We start from the raw sequence: 20614 nt of genomic DNA on the forward strand, positions 1-20614 counted from the left end.
CGCCGGCCTGGAGATTCAGAACCGCAGCAGCGCCGAGCCCCAGGTGAAGCCGCCGCCGAACGCTTCCAGCAGCACCACCTCGTTGCGCTTGATGCGGCCGTCGCGCACCGCGACGTCCAGCGCCAGCGGGATCGATGCAGCGGACGTGTTGCCATGCTGGTCCACGGTGACCACCACCTGGTCCATGGACATGTTCAGCTTCTTGGCGGTGGCGGCGATGATGCGCAGGTTGGCCTGGTGCGGCACCAGCCAGTCGATGTCGGACTTAGCCATCTGATTGGCGTCGAGGGTTTCGTCGACGATCTTGCCCAGGGTGTTGACCGCCATCTTGAAGACTTCGTTGCCTTTCATATGTACGAAGGCTTCGCCGGCTTTCACTTTTTCGTAGTCGCTGGCAATGCCGCAGGGGACATGCAGCAGCTCTTCGTAGCGGCCGTCGGCGTGGATGTGGGTGGACAGGATGCCGGTTTCCTCGCTGGCTTCCAGGACCACGGCGCCGGCGCCGTCGCCGAACAGCACGCAGGTCGTGCGGTCGTCCCAGTCGACGATGCGGGAGAAGACTTCAGCCCCGACCACCAGCGCCTTTTTGCTGGCACCGGTCTTGATGAACTTGTCGGCGGTTGAGAGGGCGTAAACGAAACCACTGCACACGGCCTGGATGTCGAACGCCGGGCAGCCCTGGTTGCCCAGGCGAGCCTGGAGAATGCAGGCGCAGCTGGGGAAGATCTTGTCCGGGGTGGAGGTGGCGAAGACGATCAGGTCGATCTCGGTGGGATCAATGCCGGCGGCCTCGATGGCCTTGAGGGACGCCTGTTCCGCCAGGTCCACCGTGGTCTGGCCTTCCGGTGCCACGTGGCGCTGGTGGATGCCGGTACGCTCCCGGATCCACTGGTCGCTCGTATCCACCTTCTTCTCCAGATCCTGGTTGGTCACAACGTTGTCTGGCAGGTACGAGCCGGTGCCGGTAATGCGTGCGTAAGTCATGCGTGATGGATCCCGGGAATTACTGTGTCGTTTTTTGATCAAGGGTATACGTCCATCCTACACCCCGGGCCCCGGTTGGGTTATTAGCGATTTGTCCTAACATGCCGCGCCGTGGACAGCAGGGGCCACGGCTGTATACCCACTGAGGGATATGGAGCAGGGCGTGGACGGCGGGTAGTCTGGGTTGCAAAGTCAATCAATGTCGGGAGACAAGCATGAAAACCAGCGCGGATTGGAAAGCCCTGAGCGAGACGGTCGCACTGCGCGGCCAGGCCTTTATCAACGGCCAATTCGTCGACGCCGTCTCCGGCGAGACCTTCCCGGCGGTCAATCCCGCGACCGAGCGGACCCTGATCGACGTGGCCAGTTGCGATGCCGCCGACGTGGATCGTGCCGTCGACGCCGCCCGCCGGGCGCATGAGTCCGGTGTCTGGTCGGGCATGGCGCCGGGCGATCGCAAGCGGGCGCTGCTGCGTCTGGCGGATCTGATGGAGCAGCACAGCGACGAACTGGCGGTGCTGGACAGCTTGGATATGGGTAAGCCGATCACCGAAATGCTCAACATCGACGTGCCGGATTCCATCGACTGCATGCGCTGGACCGCGGAGTCCATCGACAAGCTGTACGGCGAGATCGCGCCCACCGGCAAAGAGACGCTGGGCCTGATCAGTCACGAGCCGGCGGGCGTCGTGGCGGCGATCACACCCTGGAACTACCCGCTGATGATGGCGACCTGGAAAATCGCTCCGGCGCTCGCAGCGGGCAACTCGGTGATCCTGAAGCCGTCCGAGAAGAGTGCACTGAGCGTCCTGCGCCTGGCGCAACTGACGAAAGAAGCCGGTATTCCCGATGGCGTTTTCAACGTGTTGCCCGGATTCGGACACACCGCCGGCAAGGCCCTGGCCCTGCACAACGATGTCAATGTGCTGGCGTTCACCGGGTCCAGCCGGGTGGGTGGTTTCCTGATGGAGTACGCCGGCCAGTCCAACCTCAAGCGGGTCTGGATTGAGGCGGGTGGCAAGTCGCCCATGCTGGTGTTCGAGGACTGCGAGGACATTGAGCAGGCGGCCGGCACCGCCGCCGCGGCCATCTTCTCCAACCAGGGCGAAGTCTGCATCGCCTGCTCGCGCCTGTACGTGCAGTCGTCCATCAAGGCGCGTTTTACCGAGGCTTTGCTGAAGGCCGCGGCGGCCTATGTGCCGGGCAATCCGCAGGACCCCGCCACGCGCATGGGCGCGCTGGTGGACAAGCCGCAGATGGAGACGGTATCGGGCTATATCCAGTCCGCCATCGACGAAGGCGGCGAGGTGCTGTGCGGCGGGGTGCCGGAGCATGTGCCCGGTGAAGGCTATTTCGTGGCGCCGACCATCGTGGACGGTGCGCGCAACGACATGCGCTTCGTCCAGGAAGAAATCTTCGGCCCGGTGCTGGCCCTGGGGGAATTCGAGGACGAAGCCGAGGCCGTGCGCCTGGCCAACGACAACCGCTACGGGCTGGGGGCGTCCGTCTGGACCGGCAACCTGTCCCGGGCGCACCGGGTCAGCGGCCAGATCCGCTCCGGCATGGTCTGGGTCAATGGCTGGGGCGGCGGTGACAGCACCATGCCGTTCGGCGGCATGAAAGCCTCCGGCTACGGGCGCGACAAGTCGCTGCACTCCCTTGAGAAGTACACCGACATCAAGACGGTCTGGATCAGCCTGTGATGCGGCGGGCAGGGGCGCTTGAACGTGCGCTCCTGCCCGGTTCTCCTGCTGGCGACAGCGGTCAGTGATGGTCTTCGAGACTGTTCAGGTGGGCAATGAACTGGGTGAAGATTTCCGCCTGGGTGGAAGTATTCAGACGTGTATGGATGTTCTTGCGATGCACCTTGACCGTGCCCACGCTGATTTTCAGGTGGTCGGCGATCGCCTGGGAGGAGAAACCCCGCAGGATCAGGTCGGTGATTTCCCGCTCGCGCTGGGTGAGCACCCCGCTGGCAAAGGTGCGCAGTGCGCGTTTCATGGGGCCGTCGGAACGGCCGTACTGCAGGAATTCCCCGGACTGGGCCAACCAGAACTGGCGTACCAGGGCGCTGATCACCGGGTAGAACTCCTGCAGCGCGTTCAGCTCGCTGCGGGAAATCGAGTCCAGCGAGGCCTTACGCCCCAGCGTGATGGCGAACGTGACCTTCTCGTCGATGCGGATCAGCATGTTGATCTCGTCCACCAGGCCGAAATTCTGGTAGCAGGTCTGGTAGTACTCCGTGCTCTTGAACGAATCCGGCATGATCTCAACCAGCCGGACAATCCCCGAACTCTGGCCGTCCTTGATCGTGTGGAACAGCGGATCGAGCACATAGGCGTGTTTGATGTACTGGCGCAGGGTGTCGCTCTGCTCGTCGGGATCCGACGGGTGGACCAGGATCGGGCGCAGGGATTCCTTGTAGGTCAGCAGCAGGATGGTGTCGAAGAAGCACAGCGTCGACAGGAATTGTTCCAGTACCGCCGGAAAGCTGCGTAGCCGCTGATGCTCGATCAGCACGGCGAGGTTTTTCTGCCAGCTTTCGTTGGCCTGGATCTGGCTGACGCGATCTTTCATTACGAGCCCTTGTCGAGTGTTTTTCTGAAGGCTAAGCCAGTTGGCGGGCCAGGGCCAGTCCGGCCCGCCGTTCCGGTCAATTTTCGGCTCCGTTATTGCGGCACACCGGTCACCGCTTTCGCATAGGTGTTGTCGAGGGCGGTGCGCAGCCGGTCCACCAGCTCGTCTACCTCGTCGCGGCGAATCACCAATGGCGGTGACAGCACGATGCGGTTCCCGCAGGCGCGGGCGATCAGCCCGGCGGCCGTGCACTCATCGCGGCACAGGGTGCCGACGTCCCGGTCGAAAAACGTCTTGTTCTTGCGATCCCGGACCAGGGCAATGCCGGCAATCAGGCCAACCCCTTCGATGTGGCCGCACTGCGGGTGCTCGCCGAGGACGTCGCGCAGCTTCGACTGGAAGTAGGGGCCGATGTCGGAGGCGACCGATTCAATGACACCCTCGTCGCGCAGTAGCCGGATGTTCTCCAGCGCCACAGCCGCGGCGGCCGGGTGACCGGAATAGGTGAAGCCATGGGCAAATTCGCCGCCGGACTCAACCAGGGTATCAGCGATCCGGTCGCCCACCGCTACGGCGGAAATCGGCAGGTAGCCCGACGACAGACCCTTGGCCATGGTCATGATGTCCGGCTGGAAACCGAACGTCTCGCAACCGAACCAGCTGCCGGTGCGGCCGTAGCCGCAGATGACTTCGTCCGCCACCAGTAGAATGTCGTACTTGCGGCAGATGCGCTGGATCTCTGGCCAGTAGCTGGCCGGCGGTACGATCACACCGCCGGCGCCCTGGATCGGCTCGCCGACGAACGCGGCCACGTTGTCCGGTCCGACTTCCAGCAGCTTGTCTTCCAGGGCCCGGGCGCAGGCCAGGCCGAACTCGTCTTCCGACAGACCGTCGGCCTCGCCGTACCAGTAGGGCTGGCGAATGCGCTCGATTCCCGGCAGCAGCGGTGCGGACTGGGCGTGCATCGGCCCCATCCCCCCCAGACTGGCGCCGGCCAGGGTACTGCCGTGGTAGGCATTGTCGCGGGCAATGAGCAGCTTGCGGTAGGGCTTGCCTTTCAGTGTCCAGTACTGGCGTACCATGCGGATCATGGTGTCGACCGCCTCGGAGCCGGAATTGGCAAAGAACACCCGGTTGAGGTCGCCCGGCGTGATGTCAGCGATGGCCTTGGCCAGACGCGTGACCGGCGCGTGGGTGCTCTGGAAGAAGGTGTTGTAGTAGGGCAGCGTCCTGAGCTGCTCGGAGGCCGCGTCGACCAGCTCCTGCCGGCCATAGCCCAGATTGACGCACCAGAGGCCGGCCATGCCGTCGATCAGTTCGTTGCCCTCGGCGTCCCAGACGCGCACGCCCTCGGCGCGATCGATGACCCGCGAGCCCTTGTCATTCAGGGCCTGGGTGTCGGTAAATGGATGCAGGTGGTGACGGGCGTCGGTGGCCTGGATTTCAGCCGGGTCGGTGCCGTTTGCTTTTGTTGTATGCAGCATGACTGCCTCCGTGAAGGAAAGGGAAGTGCCGGCCCCAGTCAGCGCCGCGGCCGGCAAAAAAGACATCCACGCTTACCATAAGAAATGTCGTGTTTTCGGGGATATACCCCCGAAGGGTTAGGGGTGATTGGCGGGAGGCGGCGTCATGGGCGGCTTCAGAATACCCCCCGGGTGATAGATACACGGTTTCGGTGATCCGATATGGTGAAGTTCTGACATTCGAAAAAGCATTCGAGAGTGATGCGTATGACGATCAACAAAAAACAGGACCACAACCGCGACCTGGACCTCTTCATCACGGATCTGAACGGGAACCTGCGTGGCAAGCGCATGCCGCCCAATGGCCTCAGGAAGGTCATGAAAGAAGGGCTGAAACTGCCCCGTTCGGTCATGGGCTTTGATTTCTGGGGGGCTGACGTGCTCGACAACGGCCTGGTGTTCGAGACCGGCGACAGCGACGGCGTCTGCAGGCCCGTCTCTGACGAACCGACGCCGGTTCCCTGGTCCAGCGCGCCGCGTGACCAGATGCTGGCCATGATGTTCAATCCGGACGGCAGCCCGTTTTGCGCCGACCCGAGGCAGGTCCTGAAAAAGATCGTGGACCGCTTCGCCGAGCATGGCCTGACGCCGGTCATGGCCACCGAACTTGAGTTCTACCTGATGGACGCCGAGGCCGAAACCCGTCAGCGTCCGCTGCCACCGGCTCTACGCGACGGTGACGGGCGCCGCCTGTCCCATACCGAAGGCTACGCGATGGAGGAAATGGACGGTTTCGAGGCCTTCTTCGCCGACGTCCGTTCCGCCTGTGAAACCCAGGGCATCGGCGCCGACACCATCATTGCGGAAATGGGCCCGGGCCAGTTTGAGGTCAACCTCAATCACGTGCCCGATCCCCTGGACGCGGCCGATCAGGCGATCCTGTTCAAACGCCTGGTTCGCGGCGTGTCCCGTCGTCACGGCTACGCCGCCACCTTCATGGCCAAGCCGTACGCGGAGGAAAGCGGCAACGGCTTCCACGTGCATTTCAGTCTGCTCGATGCCGACGGCAACAACGTGTTCGACAACGGCACGGAGCAGGGCAGCGACGTGCTCAAGCACGCTATTGCCGGCCTGATGCAGACCATGCCTGACAGCATGCTCACCTTCGCGCCGCACCTGAACTCATACCGCCGCTTCATGCCGGGCGCCTACGCGCCGACCTTTGCCAGCTGGGGTTACGAAAACCGCACGGTGGCCCTGCGCGTGCCGGAGAGCCCCAATGTGGCGCGGCGCATCGAGCACCGGGTGGCCGGTGCCGACGCCAACCCGTACCTGGTGCTGGCATCGGTGCTGGCCGGCGCGCTCTACGGCATCGAGCACAGGCTGGCGCCGTCAGCGCCGGTGGAAGGGGATGCCTACGCTGAGGAAAACCCGGAGTTTCCGCTGCCCTGCGAATGGCCGGAAGCCACCGACCGCTTCGACCAGAGCGAGATCCTGCGGGAATACCTGGGCGAGGAGTTCGTGCGCGTCTACGCCGCTGCCAAACGCCAGGAGCGCCGACTGCTGAACGAGCGCATCTCGGATGTGGAGTACGACGCCTATCTCGGTCTGCTCTGATAGCCACCCTGAACATCTGCCTTTATAAACGTGCGTGACCCAAATGGCGCGCACGAGGAGTCCCTGATGAGTCTGAAGATCGGAATACTGGCCACCGGCATCACACCGGACGATTTGCTGGATCAATACGGTTCCTACGCCGACATGTTCGTCAGCCTGTTCAGCCAGGCGGGCTACGATTTCACCTACGAGACATACGACGTCCGCGACGACGTCTTCCCGGCGTCTGCTGACACCTGTGATGCCTGGATCATCACCGGTTCCAAGGCGAACGTTTACGAGAAGACGCCCTGGATGGCGCAGCTCAAGGAGCTGATCCTGGCGATCTATGGCACCGGTCGGCCCATGGTGGGCATTTGCTTCGGTCACCAGATCATCGCCGAAGCCTTCGGTGCCGACGTCAACAAGTACCCCGGTGGCTGGGGTGTTGGGCTGCACAGCTACGCCCTGAACCGGGCCGTGCCGGGGCTGGACCCGAACGCCCGCCGCTTCCAGTTGAGTGCCATGCACCAGGATCAGGTCCTGAGCAAGCCCGACAACGCTGAAGTCGTTGCGGCGTCCGCGTTCTGCCCGTTCGCGGCCCTGCAATACGATGATCGGATCCTCACGCTGCAGGCACACCCGGAATTCAACGTGGATTTCGAGACCAACCTGGTCCGGTCGCGCCGGGCCGATCCGATTCCGCCGCGTGCGGCCGATGAAGCCCTGGGAGCTCTCGGCCAGGCATCCGCCCGGACCGACTCCGTGGCGGTGGCGCACTGGATGGCCTCGTTCCTGACTCGCCAGCAGGCAGTGGCCAAGTCCGCCTGATTGTTTCTGTCCCGTCTCCGCGGTATCGCGGTTCTCCATTTGACCGGCGCCTTGCGCCGGTTTTTTTGTGCCCGGTGATTGGCGCTCGCGATGTTGTGCCGGCGACCGGTCTATAAAGTGCGCCGAATGCCCGCGGCCTTGAAAAGGCCATCGACAGCGTCCGGTCTGGCAGGCTCACTGGCGTACTGAGTAACGCCGGCGTTTTGAGCAGAGAGGGAAGGAGGGCCGCTGTTGCTTGGGCGTTGCATGCCGGGAGGCGTTGGCTGGTGAATGGATCGGGGTAAAGGCGCCGCTTGCGGCTTGCGACAGGCAAAAAAAAGCGAGGCTCCTTCGAGCCCCGCTTAATGTGCCTTTAACGGGATGGCCTCAGGCCAGCCAGAAACCCATTACCAGGAAGGAGACAAAGGCCAGGGCCGCGCCAATCAGGGCGTACGGGATCTGCGTCAGGCCGTGCTGCATCGGGGTGCAGCCGGAGCCGGTGGACGACAGCACCGTGGAGTCACTGAAGAAGCAGGCGTGGCTGCCGAAGGCGGAGGCCGACAGCAGGGCGCCGACGGTCAGCGGCATGGACATGTCCATTGCCTGGGCCATCGGGATCACGATCGGCAGGGACACCACGAAGACACCCCAACTGGAACCGGTGGAGAAGACCACCGCGGCCATGGTGGCGAACACCAGCGCCGGCAGGATGGCCGGAGACAGGTACGGGCTGATGGTTTCGATGATGTACGGGGTCATGCCCAGTTCGTCGTTGATGGCCTTGACCATGAAGCCGGCGCAGACCACCGCGATCGGGTGCAGCATCACCTTGAAGCCGTCCAGCATGGCGTCGGTCAGTTCGCCGAAGCTCATCAGGCGCTGCCAGAAGTACAGCACCATGGTGAAGATGGAGGCCACCAGCGCGCCCAGCAGCAGGTCGATCTCGTAGTAGACGCTGGCGGCGATGAGCACGGCCATCGGCAGCAGGAAGTTCAGCAGGCCCACGGTGGTTGAGGTGCGACGGACCTTACTGGTGTCGAAGCCGGTGTTCTGGACGCCGTCCGGAATCGGCTGGCCGTTGCGGGCACGCTCTTCGGCTTTCTTCATGGGGCCGAAGTCTTTCAGGTAGCCCATGGCCACCAGCCAGACAACGATCAGGGCAGCCCAGCCGTACGCCATGTACGGAATGGACTCGATGTACAGGGACATGCCCTGGCCGTCGGCGACCGCGCCGTTCTCTTCCAGCAGCGCGCCGAAGTAGACCGCCCAGGTGGAGATCGGGACCAGGATGCAGACCGGCGCGGCGGTGGAATCCACCAGGAACGCCAGCTTCTCGCGGGAGATCTTGAAGCGGTCGGTCAGGTTCTTCATGGAGGCGGAGACCGCCAGGGAGTTGAGGTAATCGTCGATGAAGACCGCCAGGCCCAGCGCCGAGGTGGTCAGCATGGTGCCGCGCTTGGTCTTGATGCGCTTGGCCAGCATCTCGCCAAAGCTGAGCACGCTGCCGCCGCGTTCCAGCATGTTGATCAGGCCGCCCATCATGCCGCAGACCAGCACGATCCAGGCGATGGTCTCGTTCTGGACCACGTTCATCGACAGATCGCCGAGGCTGGTGAAGATGCTGGCCGGGTCGATCAGCAGGGAACCGGCGATGATGCCGGCGAAGATGGATTCCAGGGGCCGCTTGGTCTTGATGGCGACCGCGACGATCAGCAGTGAGGGCAACAGGCTCAGAAAGCCGTAGGTGTCGCCGTCCATCTGCCAGGTGGACATCCAGGCAAACACCGCCAGGATGGCGCCGTAGGCCAGGATGGAGTTGAGCGGTTTTCGGACCGTCGTGGCGTCCATCAGGTCGCTGTCCGGCGCGGAAAACCCGCTTTCGGTACGCATCGTGTCATCTGTCATTATCTTACCCGTCTCTTGCTTTTTTATGGAACCGCGGTGAGAGCCGTCACCGCGGAGTTCTGGGCATATTGATTCCGCGTTTTCGCCGGGTTGCGACGCGGTTGTATTTGTTCAGCAGGAGGAATCAAATGCCGAGCTGGTCGCGCAGGTTGTAGTACCAGGCCCCCATCGCCGTGAGCGGGATGCGCAGGGCGCGTCCGCCGGGGAATTTGTGCTGGGGCAGGCTGGCGAAGATGTCGAAACGCTCCGCCTGACCACGGATCGCGTCACTGATCACCTTGCCCGCCAGGTGCGTGCAGGTGATGCCGTGGCCGCTGTAGCCTTGCGCGTAATACACGTTGCCGCCGATGCGCCCGAACTGCGGCAGACGCATCAGGGTCAGCAGGAAGTTGCCCGTCCAGGCGTAATCCACCTGGGTGCCCTTTAGCTCGGGGAAGGTCTTGAGCATGTTCGGTACGATCAGGGATTCCACCTTCTCCGGTTCGCGGGCGCCGTAGGTGACGCCGCCGCCGTAGATCAGACGGCCGTCGCCGGACAGACGGAAGTAGTCGAGCAGGTAGTTGCAGTCCTCGACGCAGTTGTCTTTCGGCAGCAGACGCTTCTGGATGCCTTCGGAAAGTGGTTCGGTAGCGATGATCTGGGTGCCGCAGGGCATGGCCTTGGATTCCAGCTTCGGCAGCAGACCGTTGAGGTAGGCGTTGCCGGCGATCAGCACGTAATCCGCTTCCACGCAGCCTTCCTCGGTGTGCACCGCCGGCTTGTCGCCTTCGCGCACCCGCAGTGCCGGGGAGTTCTCGTAGATCACGCCACCCAGGGATTCCACGGCAGCGGCTTCGCCCAGCACCAGGTTGAGCGGGTGGAAGTGACCGCCGGAATGGTCGATCAGGCCGCCGGCGTAACGCTCGGTGCCGACGTGCTGGCGGATCTGGTTGCCGTCCAGCAGCTCCAGTTGGGTGTGGCCGTGGGCTTCCCAGAGCTTTTTGCGATCCACCAGGTCATCGAACTGCCGGCTGTTGCAGGCCGCGAAGATACCGCCTTCCTTCAGATCGCACTGGATGTTGTACTGATCCACGAAGCGACGCAGGATGCGGCCGCCCTCGAAGGCCATCTGGCCCATCTGGGCGCCGACTTCCTTGCCGTAGTGGTTCTCGATGAAATCGATGTCGCGGCTGTAGCTGTTGACGATCTGCCCGCCGTTACGGCCGGACGCGCCGAAACCGATGCGGCTTCCTTCCAGAACCACGACCTTGTAGCCCTGCTCGGCCAGGTGAAGGGCGGTGGACATGCCGGTAAACCCGGCGCCGATGATGCAGACGTCGGTTTTGACATGCCCTTGCAGGGTCGGGCGGACGTTGGTGTCGTTCGCCGACGCCGCGTAGTAGGAATTGATGTGAGTGCTCGGCACGGTTTGGCTCCCGAAAAATCGTTGCTGGATGACTTGCTGGCTGAACCTGTGGCGAGTCGATTCGCTCGCTTTTTAAGTTGACTACAACGTTACGAGACAGTGACAAACCCGTGATATACCCCCCTGGGTATATTTTTGGAGCGCAAGTATCGGCGCTGTGAGCCGCCCTGGAGCAGGGTTTGCATTGGGTGCACCGGCCTGGTGCGGAATCGGGGAATTCGGAAAGGAAAGCGGGAGCGCAGAAAAAGGAGAGCAGAAAAGTGGAGTGCAGAAAAGTGGAGTGCAGAAAAAAGGCAATGCGCGGAACCGTTAGCCGCGCTCGGTAAGCCGCCGACGCAAGAAACGCCGGCGGCCCGGGATCAGCTCAGGGCGTCGAACGCCTTTGCCAGGATGTCCATGCCTTCGTCGACCAGGTCGTCGGTGATGGTCAACGCCGGCAGGAAGCGGATGACGTTGCCGCGAATACCGCAGGACAGCAGGATCAGGCCGTGCTTCTGGGCTTCGCCCACCAGCGCCTTGGTCAGCTCCGCGTCCGGCTGGTTGACGTCGCCGTCCACCACCAGCTCCATGGCGATCATGGCGCCCAGGTTCCGAATGTCGCCGATGCGCTGCGGATAGCGGCCCTGCAGGTCGCGCAGGCGGCCCATCATGCGCTCGCCGATCTGGCGCGCCCGGTCGCACAGCTGCTCTTCCTCGATCACGTCCAGCACGGCCAGGGCCGCGGCACAGCCGATCGGCGAACCGCCGTAAGTGCCACCCAGACCGCCCGGTCCCGGCTGGTCCATGATCTCGGCCTTGCCGACCACCGCGGAAATCGGGAAGCCGCCGGCAATGCCTTTGGCCATGGTCATCAGGTCCGGCTCAACGCCGGAGTATTCCGTGGCAAACAGGCGGCCGGTGCGGGCGAAACCGGTCTGGATCTCGTCGGCGATCAGCAGGATGCCGTGCTCGTCGCACTTGGCGCGCAGGGCCTGCAGGAATTCCGACGGTGCCGGGTAGAAACCGCCTTCGCCCTGGACCGGCTCGATGATGATCGCCGCGACGCGGCTCGGCTCGATGTCGCAGGTGAACAGGTCATCCAGCGCCGCCAGGGATTCCTCGATGGACACGCCGTGGTAGGCGTTCGGGTAGGGTGCGTGGTAGATCTCACCCGGGAACGGCCCGAAGCCGGCCTTGTAGGGTTTGACTTTACCGGTCAGGCCCATGGTCATGTTGGTGCGGCCGTGGAAGCCGCCCTTGAAGGCGATCACGCCCGGACGCCCGGTGTAGGAGCGGGCGATCTTGACGCAGTTCTCCACCGCTTCGGCACCGGTGGTGACGAAGATGCTCTTCTTGGGCGTGTCGCCGGGCGCGATGGCGTTCAGCTTCTCGGCCAGTTCCACGGCGGATTCGTACGGCGTTACCATCAGACAGGTGTGGCTGAACCGCTCAACCTGGGCCTGGACGGCCGCCTGGACTTTGGGGTGGTTGTGGCCGGTGTTGTTGACGGCGATCCCGCTGCCGAAATCGATAAAGCGGTTGCCTTCCACGTCCCAGATTTCCGCGTTGCGGGCCTTGTCGACGTAGACCGGATGCAGCGCGCCCTGGCCCTGGGCCATGGCGTCGGCGCGGCGCTGATGCAGGGATGCGTTGGACATATCAATTCTCCTCAGGATGTGGCCGGCCTAGCGAATGCCGCCCATGCACAGGTATTTGATTTCAACAAAGTCGTCGATCCCGTAGCGGGAGCCTTCGCGGCCAATGCCGGACTCCTTCACGCCGCCAAACGGCGCCAGCTCAGTGGAGATCAGACCCTCGTTGATGCCGACCATGCCGTACTCCAGCGCCTCGGCGACACGCCACACGCGGCCGATGTCACGGCTGTAGAAGTAGGCGGCGAGGCCGAACGGGGTGTCGTTGGCCAGTGCCACCGCCTCGGATTCCTCGGTGAAGCGGAACACAGTGGCCACCGGGCCGAAGATTTCCTCCCGGGCGATCTCCATGTCCGCGGTCACGCCGGTAACGACGGTGGGCGGGTAGAAGTTCGGGTAGTCGGGCGTGGCGGCGTCCTGCTGGGCGATCTGCGCGCCGGCGGAGACGGCGTCGTCCACCAGATGGCGCACCTTGCTGACGGCCTTGTCGTTGATCAGCGGGCCGATGGTGACGCCGTCGCCAAAGCCGTCGCCGACCTTCAGGTCGCGTACCGCGGCGTTGAGCTTCTCGACAAACGCGTCGTGGACGCCGTCCTGCACCAGAATGCGGTTCGTGCACACGCAGGTCTGGCCGGCGTTACGGAACTTGGAGGCGATGAGGCCGGACACGGCGGCGTCGATATCGGCGTCGTCGAACACAATGAACGGTGCGTTGCCGCCCAACTCGAAGGACACCTTCTTGACCGTGTCGGCGCACTGGCGCATCAGCAGCTTGCCCACCGGGGTGGAGCCGGTGAACGACAGCTTGCGCACCCGGCCGTCTTCACACAGCACGCGGCCAACTTCCGGCGCTTGCAGGGTGGGGAGTACATTGATCACGCCTTCCGGGATGCCGGCTTCCTGGGCCAGTTGCGCCAGGGCCAGGGCACTCAGCGGGGTGTCTTCGCCGGGCTTGATCACCACAGTACAGCCCGCCGCCAGGGCCGGCGCCACCTTGCGGGTGATCATGGCGATGGGAAAGTTCCAGGGCGTGATCGCCGCGACCACACCGATCGGTTGCTTCAGGGTCAGCAGTCGCTTGTCCGGGCCGTGGGCCGGGATCACGTCACCGTAGAGACGCTTGGCTTCCTCGGCGAACCACTCCACAAAGGAGGCGCCGTAGACAACTTCCCCCTTGGCCTCGGCAAACGGCTTGCCCTGCTCGGTGGTCATGATGCGGGCCAGGTCGTCCTGGTGTGCGATGATCAGATCGAACCAACGGCGCAATAGATTGGCGCGCTGTTTGGCGGTCAGCGCCTGCCAGGGTTTGAGCGCCGCATCGGCGGCGTCGATGGCCGCGGCGGTCTCCGCACCGCCCAGGTCCGGCACGTCGGCAACCTTGTCGCCGTTGCTCGGGTTGAACACGGGGAAGGTGTGGCCCTTGGCCGCATCGACCCATTGGCCGTTGATGAAAGCCTGCTGGCGGAACAGCTCTGGATGATCGATTTTCAGCGTCATGGCGTTATCCATCCGGGGTTGTGGATTTGTATCGATGGTAGGTTGGTCCCGATGTGTGATAAATAACGTTGTTTCCATTTATAGATTGATACTTATCAAACAATGGCGCGGGGCGCATGAAGAAAGACCTGAAGATCAAGCTGGGGCAGGTGGGCGATTACGAGATCCGGCTGCTCAAGGTGTTCGAGGCGGTCGTTGAGTGCGGCGGGTTTGCGGCGGCGGAGAGCGAGCTGAGCATCGGCCGATCCACCATCAGCATCCACATCGCCAACCTGGAGGAGCGGCTGGACCTGAAGCTGTGCCGGCGCGGACGTGGCGGCTTCTCGCTGACCGAGGAAGGCATTGAAGTCTACGAGCTGATGAAAACGCTGTTTTCGGCCCTGGAGAGTTTTCGTTCCGGCGTCAATGCCTTACACGTCAGTCTTACGGGTGAGTTGAGGATTATCGCCAGCGACGCCATCTGCATGGACCCCCATTCGCGGCTGCCGGACGCCATCGCCCGATTCGCGGAGGCGGCGCCGGAAGTGAACGTGTTGCTGGACGTCAAAGCCCTCAACGACATCGAGCGGATGGTGCTCAACGATGAGGCGGATATCGGCTTCATTCCCTGCCATCGACAACTGTCCGGCCTGGACTACCGCACCCTCTACGTGGATCAGTGCCACCTCTACTGCAGCCGCGCGCATCCGTTGTTTGACGCCGGGGCGTCGCCGCAGCTCCTGGACCGGGTGCTGGCCAGCAAAGTGGTTCACGCCGGCATTCACACCAGCCCCGAAGTCGGCGCCCAACTGGCCGACATGAACAAGGCGGCGATTTCCTACTTCTACGAGGCGCGTTTGGCCATGATCCTGTCCGGCGCCTACATCGGCTTCATGCCGGACAGCTACGTTGAGTCCCAGGTGGTCTCGGGTGACCTGCGCGCGCTGGTGCCTGACAGCAAGCAGTATGCACTGGAGATCACGGCCATTACCCGCAGCCACGGCCGGGCCAATCGGGCGCGGGATCTGTTCCTGGACATCCTGGCCGAAGAGACGACGCGTTCGGGTGTCTAGTCCATATCCCGCAGGGCGTCTTCCAGCACGTCTTCGGGCGGCTCCTCGTAGATCAGCGTGGTGGACGGGTTCACGTGGCCGGCAATCTTCTGGGCCACTTTCACCGATTTTTTCTGGCGATGGATTACATGGGTGATCAGCGAACGACGGCCACTGTGGGAGCTGGCCTTTTCCACGCCAGCCCAGCGTCGCAGCATCATCGCCATGTGTTCCTGGAGGGTGTTGGGGGAATACGGGCCGCCTTTCTGGGTGATGAACAGCGGCGACGACGGTTTCAGGGAGCCGGCCTTTTCAATGCGCAGGCGCAGGTAGTCGGTTAACGCCGCCCGCAATGCATCGTCCACCAGCGGCAGGTCCCTGGATTTTCCCTTGTGATGCCGGGCCGGTGGGTGGAAGTCCTCCGGATGGATGTCGACTCCCGCGCGGGCCAGGGCTTCGATCTGCCGGACGATCCGGTCGAACGTCTCCACCTCGAAGCTGATGGTGCGACGCTGATAGCGCTGACGACTCGTGGCGCCCGCGCCCTTGGTGTAGGACGCGGGCAGGCTCATCACACTCAACAGCTCGAAATCGGTGCCCGTGCTGTTGAACTTGGCAATTTCCTTTACCTGCAGCAGGGCGATTTCCTGCGCGCGAAGCCCCAGCTTGAAGCTGATCTGCATGATCGCCTCGTTCTTCTCCGGGTGGCGGTGTTCGCGAATCACCTGGAACAGGTGGCGCTGTTGTTCCGGTGTTAAAACCCGTGCCTGGCCGGATTTGGGCATAGTGACCTCGGACGTGTGATGAAGGCGTCAACCGACCATGTTAACACACGATCTAAAAATATCTCCGTAGGTTGATGTTTTTAAGCGATTTATTGTAGGCCCTACGGTAAGCGGGCGGTTAGTGGATCGGCAGGCGATTATCGGCAGCGGGGTTGGGGAAGTGGGTGCGGTGCACCCACGCTCAGACGCCGATGAGGCTGACCTTGCCGCCGCGCATTTCGATCTGGAAGCGCTCTCCCGCGTCGTTGTAGACATAGGGCGTGCCACCGATGTCCAGCAGCGCGCGGGCCTGGGCGGCGCCGGCGAGAAAATGCACTTCGTTGCGGTCGTTGATGTGAACGAGGATCTTGCGTTCCACCGTGGTCTCCAGCTGTTTAATCGATTGACGGCGCCATTCTAAGGCCTCGGAGCGGTGTGGAAAGACGGATCCTACGATGTGTGTGATAGTCATTGGCAATGATCGGCCGCTCAGGGCGAAGGCACGTTCTATTCCGCGGGCTCGTTGTCACCCAGAGTGTCGGGCGCCGGCTCTTCTGTGATGTCGACGATGGCCGCAGCGACGGCTGACGATTTGGGCGGGATAAAGCTCATGGCCCGTTCGGCGAGCGCCGTAATCGTCAGACTGGGATTGACGCCGAGGTTGGCCGACAGCATGGAGCCGTCCACCACGTAGAGCCCCTGGTAATGGAAGACCCGGTTCTGCGCGTCGATGACCCCCGTGGCTGGGCTGTCCGACATGGCGCAACCGCCCATGCAGTGTGCCGTCATGGGCACGTTAAAGGTGATCTCGGAAAACGAGCTGAGCCCGATGCCACCGGTCGCCTGCGCCGCTTTCTCGGTGAAAGCGTTGGCCTCGGGAATAAAGCTGGGGATCCGGTCGCCGTGACTGGTCAGGGTTTTCGAGAAGGGCCAGTACCAGGGGCGCGTCCAGCGCATGTTGATGTGGCCTTCGATGGTCTGCATCACCAGGAAAATCACCGTTTCCCGTGAAAAACGCCAGGGCAGCAGGCTGCGAAGCCCGGCCACCGGGCGTTTGGCGATCAGCTTGCCGAGGGCGCCGAGCCAGTGGCCGATGCGCGTCGGGCCAGGACGGCCGCCCGTGAGGACCGTCAGCAGGCTGCTCAGCAGGTTGGAACCGTCCGGGTAGCGGACCGCTTCGATGTGGGTGTAGCGGTCGATGTGAATCCCCGAGCCGATGGCAATCCCTTTCGATAGGTCTTCCTCGCAGCCCGGGTAGCGCACGCCCAGGATGGACTCGGAGTTGGTGCGAACCCGTTTGCCGAGGTCGTCGGAAACGCGCGGCAGGGAACCGCGATCCCTGAGGTCGAACAGCAGACTCTGGGTGCCCAGGGATGAGGCGGCGAAAATCACCTGCCGGGTGGTAATGCGCTGACGCGGTTTTCCGCCCCGGGCAAACGTCGGCACCGTGATGACTTCGTAACCGTCGGCGCCGTCCGCCTGGCCCAGCGGACGCACGTCTACCACCCGGGTCTCGGCGCGCACTTCCGCGCCCCGTTTCTCCGCCAGGTAGAGGTAGTTCTTGTCCAGCGTGTTCTTGGCGTTGTAGCGGCACCCCACCATGCAACCGCCGCAGCCGATGCAGGAATGGCGCGTCGGCCCGTCGCCGCCGAAGTAGGGATCCGTGTATTCGGTGCCGGGTGGGTCGTTCTCGTTGCCGAAGAAAACGCCCACATCGGTGTAGTAAAAACTGTCTTCGACGCCGCCGGCGCGCGCCATAGCCTGCAGCCGGTCATCGGCCGCTGCGGGGCGCTGGTTGCGCGTGACGCCGAGCATGCGTTTGGCGGTGGCGTAGTGCTCGGGCATGACGGTTTCCCAGTCGTCCAGCCCGGCCCAGTTGCCGTCGCGCCAGACGGAATCCGGCGGCACCAGCAGTGTCTGGGCGTAGGTGATCGAGCCGCCGCCGACCGCGTTGCCGTGGAGGATCATCACATGCCGGAACAGGCGCAGGCTGAGAAAGCCCCTAAGGCCAAGCGCCGGGCGCCACAGGTAATCCCAGAAGCGCCAGTTGGTGCGGGGCAGGTTGTCCGGCGTCCAGCGGCGGCCCTGTTCGATTACGAGCACGCGGTAACCTTTTTCGCTCAGCCGCAAGGCGCTGACGCTGCCGCCGAACCCGGAACCGATGACGATAAAGTCGTAGTCGTAAGTGGTCTCTGTCACGCCGGTTTTCCTTGTTTTTCGTCGGCCGGATAGGCGGAGTACAGGTCGTAATCCGACAGATCCAGTTTGCTGGTCATCAGCCGGAAGCTGAAGGTGAAACCGGGCCAGTTGTTGGTGTTCCTGCCGGAAGCGGTCTTGTACCAGGAATGACAGCCGGCTTCCCAGACGGTGTGACTGAGTGTCTCCTGCAGTCGAGTGTTGTAGTCGTGCTGGCGATCGGCCTTGACGTCCATGTATCGCAAGGCTGGATCACGCAGCAGGCGCAGGCACTTGATGACATAGCGAATCTGGGATTCCAGCATGAACACGATGGAGCTGTGTGCCAGGTTGGTGTTGGGCCCGTAGAGCAGGAAGAGGTTGGGGAAGCCCGCCACGCTGATGCCCTTGTAGGCTTCGGCGCCGTCCTTCCAGACGGCGTTGAGATCGCGGCCTTCGAGACCGGTAATGGCCATCGGCGTCAGGAAATCCGTCGCCCGGAAGCCCGTGCCAAGGATGATGGCGTCCACCGGGTGCCTCAGGCCGCCTTGTGTGATGACGGCGTTGTCGTCGACGGATTCGATCGGATCCGTCACCAGGTCGACGCGGTCGTCATCCACGGCCGGGAACCAGTCGTTGGAGATGAGAATGCGCTTACAGCCCACCGGGTAGTCCGGAATCAGCTTCGCGCGCTTATCGGGATCGCGCACATGCCTGCGGGCCAGGCGTCGGGTCTGCCATTTCAGCCCGTTGAGCAGGAAGCCAAAGCGGGTAAACGCCAGGGCCCGGGTCTCGATCCGCCAATAGATAAACGCCCGGTACAGCCGGTCGGCTAGGGGCATAGCCTCAAAAAGCCACTGCTCGAACCCGGTGAAGGGCCGATCCGGCTTGGGAATCACCCAGGCCCCGGAACGCTGGAACAGCTTGAGTGACGCCACCTCGGGCACGATCTGCGGCACGAACTGGATGGCGCTGGCACCGGTGCCGATGACGGCAACGCGCTTGCCGGCCAGGTCCACGTCGTGGTCCCAACGGGCGGAATGGAATAAGGGCCCCTGAAACCGATCGAGGCCGTCGATGTCCGGCATGGCCGGTTGATTGAGCTGGCCGCAGGCCGGGATGAGCACGTGGGCGCGATGTTCCTGGCCGTCTCGGGTCTCGATACGCCATTGCGCCGACGCCCGGTCAAAACGGGCGGCGGTGACTTCCGTGTTGAAGCGGATGTGCTCGTGCAGGCGGTATTTGTCCGCGCATTGCTCCAGGTAAGACCGGATCTCCGGCTGCAGCCCGAACTTTCGACTCCAGTCGCTCTTGGGCTCGAACGAGTAGGAGTACAGGTGGGACTGGACATCGCAGGCCGCGCCGGGATAGGTGTTGTCGCGCCAGGTGCCGCCCAGGCTGTCGGCTTTCTCAAGGATCGTGAAATGCACGAATCCCGCCCGTTTGAGCTGCATGGCCATGCCCAGCCCGCCAAAACCGGATCCAATAATGACAATGTTCAGTGTCGAGTCCTTGTGCGCCATCATGACTCCATAAGCAATCAGTCATGGATGTAGCTTAGGTTGTCCAGACAGTCCCGGCGATGGCCGGAGGGGACAGTCGACATCGGTGGGGTTGTGCGATCCGCTGCGACGTCATGAAGGGGATTAGGCAAAACAACGGAAGGAACAAGCAAACGGGTTGCCGTGGGATAGCGGCATAATGGCAACGCGGTAGAGGTTCCATACCGCGTTCACTCTTCTACGCCCGATGCGCGGCTTGTGCATTTCCGGGCAATCCAACCGTTGCGTGCGATGATGAAAAACCACGAATTGCAGTTACTGTATATTTTCGACGCCATCATGGCGGAACGGTCCGTCACCCGGGCGGCGGAACGGCTGTCCATGACCCAGCCGGCGGTGTCCAACGCCATGTCGCGGATGCGCCAGATCTGGAACGACCCACTTTTCGTGCGCAAGGGGCGCAATATCGAACCCACGTCCTATGCGTACAGCCTGTGGAGTCAGGTCAACCGGCCCATGCACGACCTGGCCAACGCCGTCGGTGAAACGCGCTTTGAGCCGGCAACCGCAAGGCGCCAGTTCCGGATTGCGGCCACCGACGTGATGATCGAGATCCTGTGGCGGCCATTGGTCGAACGGCTGGAACGGGAAGCGCCGGGAATCGACCTGCTGGCTGTGCCCTACACGCCGGAAGGTGCGCAAACCTCGCTGCGTGAAGCCCATACCGATCTGGCAATTGGCGTACTGACCCAGCACGACCACAGCCTGCGCAGCCAGTTCCTGTATCAGGGCGGCTATCGGCTGGCGATGGGGGAGAACCATCCGCTGGCGGGCGGGGCGGTCACGCTCGACGATTTCCTGGAGGCGCGCCATCTGCTGGTGTCCCTGTCCGGCGATGCCCATGGGTTCGTCGACGATTACCTGGACCAGCAGGGTCTGGCCCGGCGCATCGCGGTGACCGTCAATCATTTTTCGGTGGTGCCGCAGATGCTGCGCGAGTCCAACCTGATCGCGGCGGTGCCGTCACTGATCAGCTACAAACCCGGATTCGACGACGGACTCTGGCAGACCGACCTGCCGTTTGAGGTTAATCCCACCGCGATCTACCTGATCTGGCACGCACGCCACGACCGGGACCCGGCCATCACCTGGATTCGCAACCAGGTGGAAGGCATTCTCGCCGAGCGCCTGGGCGCTCCGCCCTCCGAATCAGGGTGGTTCCCGCGTACCGATTCCGGCGCGCCGCTCCTGTCGGCCTGAGCGATTACATCGGC

At 63.2% G+C, this 20614-nt stretch carries 16 protein-coding genes; 5 read left to right on the plus strand and 11 right to left on the minus strand.

What is annotated here, in order from left to right; translation table 11 throughout:
- Positions 1-15: 15 nt before the first annotated feature.
- On the minus strand, positions 16-984 hold the full coding sequence (locus GQB00_RS02490) for a beta-ketoacyl-ACP synthase III (protein ID WP_165855103.1): 969 nt from the start codon (positions 982-984) through the stop codon (positions 16-18).
- A 215-nt stretch (positions 985-1199) separates the two neighbouring features.
- On the opposite strand from GQB00_RS02490, the gene GQB00_RS02495 reads away from it, so the two are divergent.
- Positions 1200-2687 (plus strand): aldehyde dehydrogenase, encoded by a 1488-nt coding sequence (locus tag GQB00_RS02495; protein WP_165855104.1) that lies wholly within the window; start codon positions 1200-1202, stop codon positions 2685-2687.
- A 61-nt stretch (positions 2688-2748) separates the two neighbouring features.
- Here the strand turns inward: GQB00_RS02495 and GQB00_RS02500 are convergent, their stop codons facing one another.
- Both GQB00_RS02500 and GQB00_RS02505 read right to left on the minus strand, forming a co-directional pair.
- Positions 2749-3561: a helix-turn-helix domain-containing protein gene (locus GQB00_RS02500; protein WP_165855105.1), complete on the minus strand. Its 813-nt coding sequence runs from the start codon at positions 3559-3561 to the stop codon at positions 2749-2751.
- 92 nt (positions 3562-3653) lie between these two features.
- The gene (locus GQB00_RS02505) at positions 3654-5045 is read right to left on the minus strand and encodes an aspartate aminotransferase family protein (protein ID WP_165855106.1); all 1392 of its coding nucleotides are present in this window, start codon (positions 5043-5045) and stop codon (positions 3654-3656) included.
- 246 nt (positions 5046-5291) lie between these two features.
- Between GQB00_RS02505 and GQB00_RS02510 the strand changes: the two genes are divergently transcribed.
- Positions 5292-6641, plus strand: a complete 1350-nt coding sequence (locus GQB00_RS02510; RefSeq protein ID WP_165855107.1) for a glutamine synthetase family protein — start codon at positions 5292-5294, stop codon at positions 6639-6641.
- Positions 6642-6707: 66 nt separating this feature from the next.
- Complete coding sequence (locus GQB00_RS02515) at positions 6708-7451, plus strand: glutamine amidotransferase-related protein (RefSeq protein WP_165855108.1); 744 nt, start codon at positions 6708-6710, stop codon at positions 7449-7451.
- Positions 7452-7817: 366 nt separating this feature from the next.
- Here GQB00_RS02515 and GQB00_RS02520 read toward each other — a convergent pair whose 3' ends face one another.
- The 4 genes from GQB00_RS02520 to GQB00_RS02535 all read right to left on the minus strand — a co-directional run bounded on the left by GQB00_RS02520 (position 7818) and on the right by GQB00_RS02535 (position 13868).
- Positions 7818-9335, minus strand: a complete 1518-nt coding sequence (locus GQB00_RS02520) for a Na+/H+ antiporter NhaC family protein (RefSeq protein WP_207950586.1) — start codon at positions 9333-9335, stop codon at positions 7818-7820.
- Between the two features lie 124 nt (positions 9336-9459).
- Entirely contained in the window at positions 9460-10740 is a 1281-nt protein-coding gene (locus GQB00_RS02525; RefSeq protein WP_165855109.1) for an NAD(P)/FAD-dependent oxidoreductase, read from the minus strand.
- A gap of 359 nt (positions 10741-11099) precedes the next feature.
- Positions 11100-12383, minus strand: a complete 1284-nt coding sequence (gene gabT / locus GQB00_RS02530) for a 4-aminobutyrate--2-oxoglutarate transaminase (RefSeq protein ID WP_323127275.1) — start codon at positions 12381-12383, stop codon at positions 11100-11102.
- Between the two features lie 21 nt (positions 12384-12404).
- Positions 12405-13868, minus strand: a complete 1464-nt coding sequence (locus tag GQB00_RS02535) for an NAD-dependent succinate-semialdehyde dehydrogenase (RefSeq protein ID WP_416234142.1) — start codon at positions 13866-13868, stop codon at positions 12405-12407.
- A gap of 116 nt (positions 13869-13984) precedes the next feature.
- Here GQB00_RS02535 and GQB00_RS02540 point away from each other — a divergent pair, with 116 nt between their 5' ends.
- Positions 13985-14920: a LysR family transcriptional regulator gene (locus tag GQB00_RS02540; protein ID WP_111496262.1), complete on the plus strand. Its 936-nt coding sequence runs from the start codon at positions 13985-13987 to the stop codon at positions 14918-14920.
- Here GQB00_RS02540 and GQB00_RS02545 read toward each other — a convergent pair.
- The 4 genes from GQB00_RS02545 to GQB00_RS02560 form a co-directional block, all read right to left on the minus strand.
- A complete protein-coding gene (locus GQB00_RS02545) occupies positions 14917-15684 on the minus strand; it encodes a tyrosine-type recombinase/integrase (RefSeq protein ID WP_165855111.1) in 768 nt (255 codons plus the stop codon). The two genes, GQB00_RS02540 and GQB00_RS02545, sit on opposite strands and share 4 nt — an antisense overlap.
- Before the next feature lie 181 nt (positions 15685-15865).
- Positions 15866-16042 (minus strand): hypothetical protein, encoded by a 177-nt coding sequence (locus tag GQB00_RS02550; RefSeq protein ID WP_162628818.1) that lies wholly within the window; start codon positions 16040-16042, stop codon positions 15866-15868.
- 128 nt (positions 16043-16170) lie between these two features.
- Positions 16171-17862, minus strand: a complete 1692-nt coding sequence (locus GQB00_RS02555; RefSeq protein WP_165855112.1) for a GMC oxidoreductase — start codon at positions 17860-17862, stop codon at positions 16171-16173.
- Positions 17859-19364: a flavin-containing monooxygenase gene (locus tag GQB00_RS02560; protein ID WP_165855113.1), complete on the minus strand. Its 1506-nt coding sequence runs from the start codon at positions 19362-19364 to the stop codon at positions 17859-17861. Before GQB00_RS02560 ends, GQB00_RS02555 begins: the two co-directional genes overlap by 4 nt.
- 270 nt (positions 19365-19634) lie before the next feature.
- Between GQB00_RS02560 and GQB00_RS02565 the strand changes: the two genes are divergently transcribed.
- Complete coding sequence (locus GQB00_RS02565; protein WP_165855114.1) at positions 19635-20600, plus strand: LysR family transcriptional regulator; 966 nt, start codon at positions 19635-19637, stop codon at positions 20598-20600.
- Positions 20601-20614: the final 14 nt, after the last annotated feature.

Source organism: Marinobacter sp. JSM 1782161 (genome assembly GCF_011421605.1).
GTDB lineage: Bacteria > Pseudomonadota > Gammaproteobacteria > Pseudomonadales > Oleiphilaceae > Marinobacter_A > Marinobacter_A bohaiensis.

Excerpts from the sequence above, each read along its gene's own strand:
- GQB00_RS02490 (WP_165855103.1), bottom strand. The coding sequence starts at position 984 with ATGACTTACGCACGCATTACCGGCACCGGCTCGTACCTGCCAGACAAC.
- GQB00_RS02495 (WP_165855104.1), top strand. The coding sequence starts at position 1,200 with ATGAAAACCAGCGCGGATTGGAAAGCCCTGAGCGAGACGGTCGCACTG.
- GQB00_RS02500 (WP_165855105.1), bottom strand. The coding sequence starts at position 3,561 with ATGAAAGATCGCGTCAGCCAGATCCAGGCCAACGAAAGCTGGCAGAAA.
- GQB00_RS02505 (WP_165855106.1), bottom strand. The coding sequence starts at position 5,045 with ATGCTGCATACAACAAAAGCAAACGGCACCGACCCGGCTGAAATCCAG.
- GQB00_RS02510 (WP_165855107.1), top strand. The coding sequence starts at position 5,292 with ATGACGATCAACAAAAAACAGGACCACAACCGCGACCTGGACCTCTTC.
- GQB00_RS02515 (WP_165855108.1), top strand. The coding sequence starts at position 6,708 with ATGAGTCTGAAGATCGGAATACTGGCCACCGGCATCACACCGGACGAT.
- GQB00_RS02520 (WP_207950586.1), bottom strand. The coding sequence starts at position 9,335 with ATGACAGATGACACGATGCGTACCGAAAGCGGGTTTTCCGCGCCGGAC.
- GQB00_RS02535 (WP_416234142.1), bottom strand. The coding sequence starts at position 13,868 with ATGACGCTGAAAATCGATCATCCAGAGCTGTTCCGCCAGCAGGCTTTC.
- GQB00_RS02540 (WP_111496262.1), top strand. The coding sequence starts at position 13,985 with ATGAAGAAAGACCTGAAGATCAAGCTGGGGCAGGTGGGCGATTACGAG.
- GQB00_RS02545 (WP_165855111.1), bottom strand. The coding sequence starts at position 15,684 with ATGCCCAAATCCGGCCAGGCACGGGTTTTAACACCGGAACAACAGCGC.
- GQB00_RS02560 (WP_165855113.1), bottom strand. The coding sequence starts at position 19,364 with ATGATGGCGCACAAGGACTCGACACTGAACATTGTCATTATTGGATCC.
- GQB00_RS02565 (WP_165855114.1), top strand. The coding sequence starts at position 19,635 with ATGAAAAACCACGAATTGCAGTTACTGTATATTTTCGACGCCATCATG.